Raw genomic sequence first — 8,128 nt, forward strand, 5'->3', positions numbered from 1 at the left:
TTGGAATATTTTGTTGGAAAGCTCCCGGTGGACATGTGCCGGGGGCTTTTCCTATATTGGGAAGCAAGGGGATGGAGCCGGAATGAAGACAAGGCAAATTATCGCCATGGGCGGAGGCGGATTTTCAATGGAGCCGGACAATCTGCAACTTGACCGGTATGTGCTGGCCCAAGTTCCGAAGGAAACACCGAAGATTTGTTTCATACCGACGGCAAGCGGGGATGCGGACAACTATGTGGAACGGTTTTATGCCGCTTTTCGAACCTTGCCGTGCACGCCGTGTCACCTGTCGTTGTTCCAGCCGAATTTTGCCGATTTGAGATCCTATGTGCTGGAGCAGGATATTCTGTACGTCGGGGGCGGGAATACCCGGAATATGCTCGTGTTATGGAAAGAGTGGGGGCTGGACCGGATCCTCGAGGAAGCCTATGAGCAGGGGATCGTGTTATGCGGGCTCAGCGCCGGTTCGATCTGCTGGTTTGAGGAAGGCGTTACGGACCCGCTCAATGCCCCGCTTTATAAACTGCAAGGACTCGGTTTACTCAAGGGCAGCCACTGCCCCCATTATGACGGTGAGAACAAGCGCAGGCCGGCTTATCATGACATGATCCTTCGAGGAGACATTCAAGCGGGCTATGCCGCAGATGATGGAGCCGCACTGCACTTCAAGGAGGGACGGCTGCACGGCGTCGTCGGTTCCAGAATGAACGCAAAGGCTTATGTGGTGGAAAGGGACGGGGAGGCCGTCATCGAGCGGACACTGCAAACAACGTGGCTTGGCTGACATGTCCGAAAGATTACAGAAAAAAATCTCGAAAAAATGAGGAAAAGGGCTTGCCATCATTTTTGAATTTATGCTATACTCATTCTTGTCGTCACGGACGGCACTGATAAATATGGCCCGTTGGTCAAGGGGTTAAGACACCTCCCTTTCACGGAGGTAACAGGGGTTCGAATCCCCTACGGGTCATACTTTTATTACAAGCTTCGGGGATGAGAACCCCATAGGTTCGTCGGAGCATAAGCAGCAATTTGTATTCTCGAACCATCTACATGGCAGCTCCATGATGATCATCGAGAGCCATTAGCTCAGTTGGTAGAGCACCTGACTTTTAATCAGGGTGTCGAAGGTTCGAGTCCTTCATGGCTCACCAGTTTTTTTAGAAGTACTCAACAATATGCGGTAGTGGTGGAATGGCAGACACGCTATCTTGAGGGGGTAGTGGGTGTATACCCGTGGAGGTTCGAGTCCTCTCTACCGCATTCATACGGAAACGGAATAAGTCCTGCATTGATGCAGGGCTTTTTTTCATGCTTGGGATTGGCCATGTCTGTTTCATCTTCGACGAAGCGGTTAATATGATACCGTGGACGTCCAAATACCTACAAGGAGTGATTCAGAATGGCTGGAAACAACAATGGAAAGATGAGCCGGGAAGAAGCAGGCCGTTTAGGTGGAGAAGCAACAGCAAACAATCACGACAAAGCGTTTTATCAGGAAATTGGACGCAAAGGTGGCGAAGCTACCTCCGATTCGCATGATAAGGAGTTCTATCAGGAGATCGGTAAGAAAGGCGGCGAAGCGACCTCTCGCTCTCATGACCGCGAGTTCTATCAGGAGATTGGGCAGAAGGGCGGCGAAGCCCGCGACAACTCCGATAACGGCAAGATGAGCCGCGAGGAAGCGGGCCGCAAAGGCGGTCAGGCAAGCTCTCGTCAGCGCCGTAATTAACGAACAGCATAAACAGGCTGGAAGAGGAGTCAAGGCCGCGAGCAGATGCTCGCATACCAAGGACCCGCCTTCCATCCTAACCGAAGCGCAGTCACGGTTCCGATATGGAGCTGTGGCTGTTTTTTTGTGATGGACGGATGGGGGAAGCGGTCCGCTGCACTGGACTTTTTCACAACGGTATGATAATTATATGATAATGATAACCATTCTCATTTAAAGAAACGAGGTTTCACATAATGTCTAACCGATCTTTGCATCATCCTGTGCTGCAGGAACTGGGGAGCGATAGCGGGCTAATGGCCCGGCTGCGGCATATGGAGATATATAACGGGCGCTGTCTTCAACTGGATCAGCAGCTTACGGTTCATCCGGCTCTGGTGCTTCTTCTTGGAGGAGAAGCAAGCCTGCTGCAGGCCGAGCAGACGACTCGCATGGTGAAAGGATGTGTATACGGTTGTCCGGCGGGCTCTACTTTCGGCGTACAGGGTGACGGCCAGCTGGCGGAGCACGAGCGGGAACAGACCGTGGTGGCCATTCTGCATTTTGGATTGTTCGTCAGCCTTCCGGGCAGTGACGAGTGGAAGGAGCTGGACGCCGCAGCGGTTCTGCCGGAGAATGGCGTGTTTACATACGGATCACCCGAGCGTTTGCAGCAAATTTGCCGATCGGTATACCGGCATGTCCAGGACAAGGACCCGCTCCGGAAATGGCGGGGACAGCTCGATTTCCAGAGATTGCTGTATACCTTGATAGCCGAGAGCAGCCCGGATACGAGGCATGACAAGCGGCAGGCGCTGGAGCGTGTGAAGGAATATATGAATGAACATTACGATCAGGATTTGTCGATGGATCAGCTGGCCGAGCTGGCGGATCTCAGTCCGAAATATTTTGTCGAGGTGTTCAAGAAGACCTATGGATACAGTGCGATGGATTACCTGGGGCAGGTGCGGATGAAGAAAGCCAAGCAATTGATGCTCGGTTCAGATTCTCTGCTGAAAGAGGTGGCGCATTCGGTCGGATATAAGGACGAATTTTATTTCAGCCGCAAATTCAAGAAGGCTTTTGGTTTATCTCCGTCCGAATATATGAGGACGCATAAGAACAAGGTTGCCATGTACGGCTCGACCACGCTGCTAGGGTATGCGATGCCGCTGCAATGGACTCCCTATGCCGCCCCGCTTCATCCGAAATGGTCGCAGCACTACTATAATGTCCTTGGCCCAGACATCCCTGTGCATCTGGATGCTTATCGGCAGAACCATAACAGAACAGCGAATCTGGAGAAGCTGGCCGCCGCGCGCCCGGAGCTTATTATATGCGCATCCGGCGTTGAGGCGTGGGAGAAGGAGGAGCTGCGCCGGATCGCGCCGCTGTATGAAATGCCGGGACAGGAGACATGCTGGCGCCGCTGTCTGCTTGACTTGGCGGAGGTGCTGAACCGAAAGGCCGAGGCGGTGAGCTGGCTGGCAGCTTACGAACGTACAATATCCGGCTGGCTGGATCAGCTCCCGTCACACGCTAGGCGCAAGCGGCGAATTCTCACGGCGCGGCTTCACCGTCATGAGCTGGCAGCATACAGTCATCCGGGAATCCGGGAAGTGCTGTATGAATATTTAGAGTTCGAGCCGGTTGTCGTGCCTGAGGAGGCTAATAACAGCCTGAGCATCCGCCAGATTGAAGAGAGCTGTCCGGGCCATCTGCTCCTGCTGGTCCGGCAGGATTCCGAGACGCTGGCCTATTGGCGTCAGCTTGAGTCGTCACCGGAATGGATGGCGCTGGACACAGTCCGAAGCGGCACGTTCCGCCAGCTCTCGTCTTATCCGTGGCGTGAGTATTCCCCGATCGCGATGGAGCAGATGGCGGAGGAAGCACTGCGCATGTTTTCCGGAAAATATCCATGACAGAACCGGAGATTGTCCATGGTGCAGGAGCGGACTTTCGCTTACTATGATCAATAATGATAATCATTATCAATTGAGAAAATGATAATCATATTATGATCAGCTACACGGAAGGGGACGCTTGAGAGAAATGAAGACCATGAAGTTATTGTCAGGGCTGATGGCCCTTATGTTGATGCTTACCGCATGCGGAGGCGGCACGGCCGATCCGGGCGCGGTGCCTGCGGCACAGCAGGCCGCCGATAACGCGAACACAGCGGCGGAGCCGTCGCCGCAGGAGACGGAGTCAGCGCCAGCTGAAGCCGACACGAAGGTGGTCAAATACCTCGACCAGGAATACATTCTGCCAGCGCAAACGGAGCGCATTGTCATTACCGGCGCGGTGGAAGCGATGGAGGATGCCATCGTGCTCGATGTCAATCCAGTCGGGGCGATCTCTTTTGCAGGTGAATTCCCGCCATTGTTTGAGTCGATTACGAAGAATGCCCAGTCGGTGGGCGAGAAGACGGAGCCGAATTTTGAGACGATTCTGTCGCTGAAGCCGGACGTCATTTTAGGGTCATCCAAGTTCAAGCCCGAGGTGGCTGAGCAGCTGAACAAAATCGCGCCGACCATCCCGTATTCTCACATCTCCACGAACTGGGAGAGCAATTTGAGACTGCTTGGCGAGCTAAGCGGGAAGCAGGAGCTGGCCGAACAGGAAATTGAGAAATACAAAGCGGATCTGGAAGCGGCAAAGTCGCTGATCGGCGACAGCCTCACGGAGAAGAAGGTGCTGGCGCTGCGGGTTCGCGCGGGCGAGATGTACATCTATCCGGCAGAGGTCTTCTTCAACCCGGTTCTGTATGAGGATCTCGGCATCGCCGTACCAGATGAGGTAGCTGCGGCGGAGGCGCAGGAATTGATCTCCAAGGAAAGAATGGCGGAGATGAATCCGGATTATCTGTTTGTGCAATTCTCGCCGGACGAGAACAGGGAGACGCCGAATGCCTGGGAAGAGCTGCAGAATGATCCGATTCTGAAAAATCTGAACGCGTTCAAGAACGGAACCGTCTTTGTGAACGTCGTAGATCCGCTGGCCCAGGGCGGGACGGCCTACAGCAAAATCGCGTTTTTGAAAGCCGCTGTTGAAAGCCTGACACAGTAAAGGTCGAGCATAGGTTTCATTACGATATATACGAGTACAGGGATTCCTACAAAGTCCTGATTCCAGTAAATAAGGCGTGTTGTTCATGGGGCTTAGAAAGAGGCTGCCGGCCGTCATTCTGTTGGCGGCCCCGGCGCTTGTCATATTGCTGATTGCGGCTTCCATCCTGTATGGAGCCAAAAATATTACGATGGATACCGTATGGGACTCCATCTTTGCTTTTGATCCGGAGGAAATTGATCACCAGATCATCATAAGCTCACGGCTGCCAAGAGTGGTCGGAGCCATGCTCATCGGCGCATTTCTTGCCGTTTCGGGCGCTCTGATGCAGGGCATGACACGCAACTATCTCGCTTCGCCTTCCATTATGGGGGTGACCGACGGCTCGGTTTTTGCGGTGACTCTGTTCATGATCTTGATCCCGAACGCCGGGTCCGAGATGTATATCATCAGCTCCATGGTCGGTTCCGCCATTGGCGCTGCCATCGTATTCGGCCTGGCCTGGCTCATTCCGGGCGGGCTTAGCCCGGTTCGGCTTGCTATACTCGGGACGGTGATCGGGACCTTCCTCAGTGGCGTCGCGGAGGCGCTCGCCGCTTATTTCCAGATTTCGCAGAGCATCAGCTTCTGGTACAATGCCCGGCTGCATGCCATGGACCCTTCGCTGATCAAGCTCAGCATTCCGTTTGCGCTGGCAGGCCTTGCCCTGGCATTGATACTGTCCCGGTCGGTTACGCTGCTCTCGCTGGGGGAGGAAGCTGCGAAGGGGCTTGGTGTCCGGACTTCGTTGATTAAAGGGCTGACGATGCTGGCGGTTGTCATTTTGACCGGGGTCTCCGTAGCCCTTGCCGGGAAGATTGCCTTTGTCGGGCTCATCATCCCGCACATTGCCCGGTTCTTGTCAGGCTCCGATTACCGATGGATCGTGCCGGTATCCGGCGTGCTCGGCGGCTTGTTCCTTGCCTTGTGCGATATTCTTGCCCGCTTTGTCAACGCTCCCTTCGAAACGCCTGTCGGTGTTATCACTGCGTTGATCGGTGTTCCGTTCTTCCTTTATCTGATCAAGACGAGGGGAGGGGCTCAGCGTGCTTAATAGCTCGATGCGTTTTCGGGTTGTCCTTGCCGGAGGGCTTGTCATCGTGCTGGCAGCGATCTATTTCAGCCTGACCAATGGCACCTTTGACATGTCCATCCGCGACGTGTTCCGAACGCTGCTTCGGCTTGAAGCGGATCCCGATTATGATCTTGTCGTGTTTCAATTTCGCCTGCCGAGGATCGTGCTGGGGGCGCTGGTCGGTTATGCGCTTGGCATCGCTGGCGCTGTCATACAGGGCGTGACCCGCAACGGGCTCGCCGATCCGGGCATACTTGGCATCAATGCAGGTGCGGGCATGGCGGTGGTGCTGTTCATGTTCCTGTTCCAGGCTCAGCTTACGATGACCGGCTGGCTTGGCGTCATGATGATGCCGCTATTCGGCATCACAGGAGGAATGCTTGCTACGGCGGCGATCCTGATACTCGCCAGGGAAGGAGGCAAGCTGGACCCGCAGCGGCTCATTCTGGTAGGGATTGCGATTGCGTCCGGGTTTGGAGCGGTGACGATGTATTTTTCGCTGAAGATGAACCCGAGAGATTACGAAATGGCCGTTTCCTGGCTGGCGGGCAGCCTGCACAGCGCCAATTGGAAGTTTGTGGTGACGATGCTGCCTTGGCTTGTCTTGTTGCCTCCGCTCATCTGGCTGCGCACGCGAGTGCTTGATCTGTTCCAGCTCAGCGAGGACAGCGTAAAAAGCGTCGGCGTTGCCGTCGAGCGCGAGAAGAAGCTGCTGCTGTTGGGCAGCATCGGTCTGGTCAGCGCCAGTGTGGCGGTATCCGGCAGCATCGGCTTTGTCGGGCTGATTGCCCCCCATATGGCTAAACAGCTGGTGGGCTTCAAGCATCGGCATATGATTCCCATCAGCGGCATCGCCGGCATGGCGATTGTACTGACTGGGGATTTTATCGGCCGAACGATCTTTGCGCCTGCGGAGCTGGCAGCGGGGATCGTCATATCGGTGATCGGGGTGCCGTATTTCGTCTATCTGCTGTTTCGCATGAGAAAATAATATGATGGTCGCTACCGTCATTTCGGGGAGAGAACATATGAATCGTTATCAACAGTTGGAAGTGAGGGGGAGGGAGCTGGTGATTTGTCTCCCCCCATCCTATCACCAGTCAGAGCGCCTTTACCCGGTGGCTTATGTACAAGACCAGGGGGAGCCTTTTCAGGATTCCCTGAACTATCTGGAGCACTGTTATGCGTCAGGCAAGCTGCAGGAAGTGATTCTGGTAGGCATCTGTACCAAGGATCGCAATCGGGAATATACGCCATGGCCGATGGATGCGCTCGTTGCGGGGCGTCCGGCCTTCGCTGGGGAGGGGCGGGCTTATGTCAATGAAGTGGCAGATGTGATCAAGCCCTGGATTGACAGTACATACCGCACGCTTAGCGGACCGGAGCACACGGCCATCATCGGCGGATCGTTCGGGGGTCTAATCTCGCTTTTTGCGGGCTACTGGCGCCCCGAGATTTTCGGCCGGATCGGCATGCTCTCCGGGTCGCTATGGTACGAAGGAGTGCTGGATTATATCAAGGAACAAGGGGCGCTTCCGTCTGGCGTGAGCCTGTTCATGTCGGTCGGGCGAAATGAAGGCATCTATAAACTAAATGCTCAGCGCAGCATGTTTCCGAATCATCTTGAGGCATATCGCCACTGGGTGGAAAGCGGAACGAATGAACATCAGCTGTGCCTGATCGTTGATCCGGACGGCACCCATGATCCGATCTTCATGTACCGCAAATTTACGGACGCCCTGCAGTGGCTGTTCACAGAGGCGGCCGAAGCAGCAGCTTCTCATGCCTTGACTGAACCAGCAACGGAGCCGGTAACTGAGCCAGGTGCTGAATCCGCTGCAGCGCGGAAGCTCACAGCGTCCGGCGCCATAGCCCCTGACGGTTCGGCAAGCCCGGATGCATCTGTTGCTGAATCCGGTTCACCCCGCGCACCGGCAGCTTTCAGCATTCCGGGCACGGTCACTTGGAGTCTGCACTCGGAGCTTACTGGGCGGGCATACCGGATCTGCATCGCCGAGCCGATGGGGCCGCCGCCAGAAGGCGGATATCCTGTGCTATATTCGCTGGATGCCAACGCCACCTTCGGCTCGCTGGCGGAATCGATCCGGATGCAGTCCCGAACCCCTCGCGGCATACCGCCTGCGGTGGTCGTGGGCATCGGATTCGACAGCGATAGCCCGATTGCAAGCGAGGAGCGCTTCTATAATTACACCGAATATGCGGATAGCCGCGAG

The 8,128-nt window shown here is 55.2% G+C and carries 7 protein-coding genes and 3 tRNA genes; all 10 read left to right on the forward strand.

Annotation, left to right across the window (positions count from 1 at the left end):
- Positions 1–82: 82 nt before the first annotated feature.
- Positions 83–784, forward strand: coding sequence for a Type 1 glutamine amidotransferase-like domain-containing protein (locus CHH75_RS19260; protein ID WP_095264902.1), 702 nt, complete (start codon positions 83–85; stop codon positions 782–784).
- 114 nt (positions 785–898) lie between these two features.
- A tRNA-Glu gene (locus CHH75_RS19265) sits at positions 899–970 on the forward strand.
- A gap of 108 nt (positions 971–1,078) precedes the next feature.
- Positions 1,079–1,154, forward strand: a tRNA-Lys gene (locus CHH75_RS19270).
- A gap of 26 nt (positions 1,155–1,180) precedes the next feature.
- A tRNA-Leu gene (locus CHH75_RS19275) sits at positions 1,181–1,263 on the forward strand.
- Between the two features lie 139 nt (positions 1,264–1,402).
- Positions 1,403–1,732, forward strand: coding sequence for a KGG domain-containing protein (locus tag CHH75_RS19280; RefSeq protein ID WP_095264828.1), 330 nt, complete (start codon positions 1,403–1,405; stop codon positions 1,730–1,732).
- Positions 1,733–1,968: 236 nt separating this feature from the next.
- Positions 1,969–3,633 carry an AraC family transcriptional regulator gene (locus CHH75_RS19285; protein ID WP_095398946.1) on the forward strand — a complete coding sequence of 555 codons (1,665 nt, stop codon included), beginning with the start codon at positions 1,969–1,971 and terminating at the stop codon, positions 3,631–3,633.
- Positions 3,634–3,763: 130 nt separating this feature from the next.
- Positions 3,764–4,780: an ABC transporter substrate-binding protein gene (locus tag CHH75_RS19290; protein WP_095398947.1), complete on the forward strand. Its 1,017-nt coding sequence runs from the start codon at positions 3,764–3,766 to the stop codon at positions 4,778–4,780.
- 85 nt (positions 4,781–4,865) lie between these two features.
- Positions 4,866–5,873 (forward strand): FecCD family ABC transporter permease, encoded by a 1,008-nt coding sequence (locus CHH75_RS19295; RefSeq protein WP_095398948.1) that lies wholly within the window; start codon positions 4,866–4,868, stop codon positions 5,871–5,873.
- A gap of 7 nt (positions 5,874–5,880) precedes the next feature.
- Complete coding sequence (locus CHH75_RS19300) at positions 5,881–6,885, forward strand: FecCD family ABC transporter permease (RefSeq protein WP_176475619.1); 1,005 nt, start codon at positions 5,881–5,883, stop codon at positions 6,883–6,885.
- Positions 6,886–6,922: 37 nt separating this feature from the next.
- Positions 6,923–8,128, forward strand: a 1,206-nt coding sequence (locus CHH75_RS25380) for an alpha/beta hydrolase-fold protein (RefSeq protein WP_255223078.1), incomplete at its 3' end; no start/stop codon positions are given.

The organism is Paenibacillus sp. 7541 (assembly GCF_002276395.1).
In the GTDB taxonomy this organism is placed as follows: Bacteria; Bacillota; Bacilli; order Paenibacillales; family Paenibacillaceae; genus Paenibacillus_AQ; species Paenibacillus_AQ campinasensis.

What these genes read in the sequence shown, in the direction of transcription:
- CHH75_RS19280 (WP_095264828.1), top strand. Translation starts at nt 1,403, where the DNA reads ATGGCTGGAAACAACAATGGAAAGATGAGCCGGGAAGAAGCAGGCCGT.
- CHH75_RS19285 (WP_095398946.1), top strand. Translation starts at nt 1,969, where the DNA reads ATGTCTAACCGATCTTTGCATCATCCTGTGCTGCAGGAACTGGGGAGC.
- CHH75_RS19295 (WP_095398948.1), top strand. Translation starts at nt 4,866, where the DNA reads ATGGGGCTTAGAAAGAGGCTGCCGGCCGTCATTCTGTTGGCGGCCCCG.
- CHH75_RS19290 (WP_095398947.1), top strand. Translation starts at nt 3,764, where the DNA reads ATGAAGACCATGAAGTTATTGTCAGGGCTGATGGCCCTTATGTTGATG.
- CHH75_RS19260 (WP_095264902.1), top strand. Translation starts at nt 83, where the DNA reads ATGAAGACAAGGCAAATTATCGCCATGGGCGGAGGCGGATTTTCAATG.
- CHH75_RS19300 (WP_176475619.1), top strand. Translation starts at nt 5,881, where the DNA reads ATGCGTTTTCGGGTTGTCCTTGCCGGAGGGCTTGTCATCGTGCTGGCA.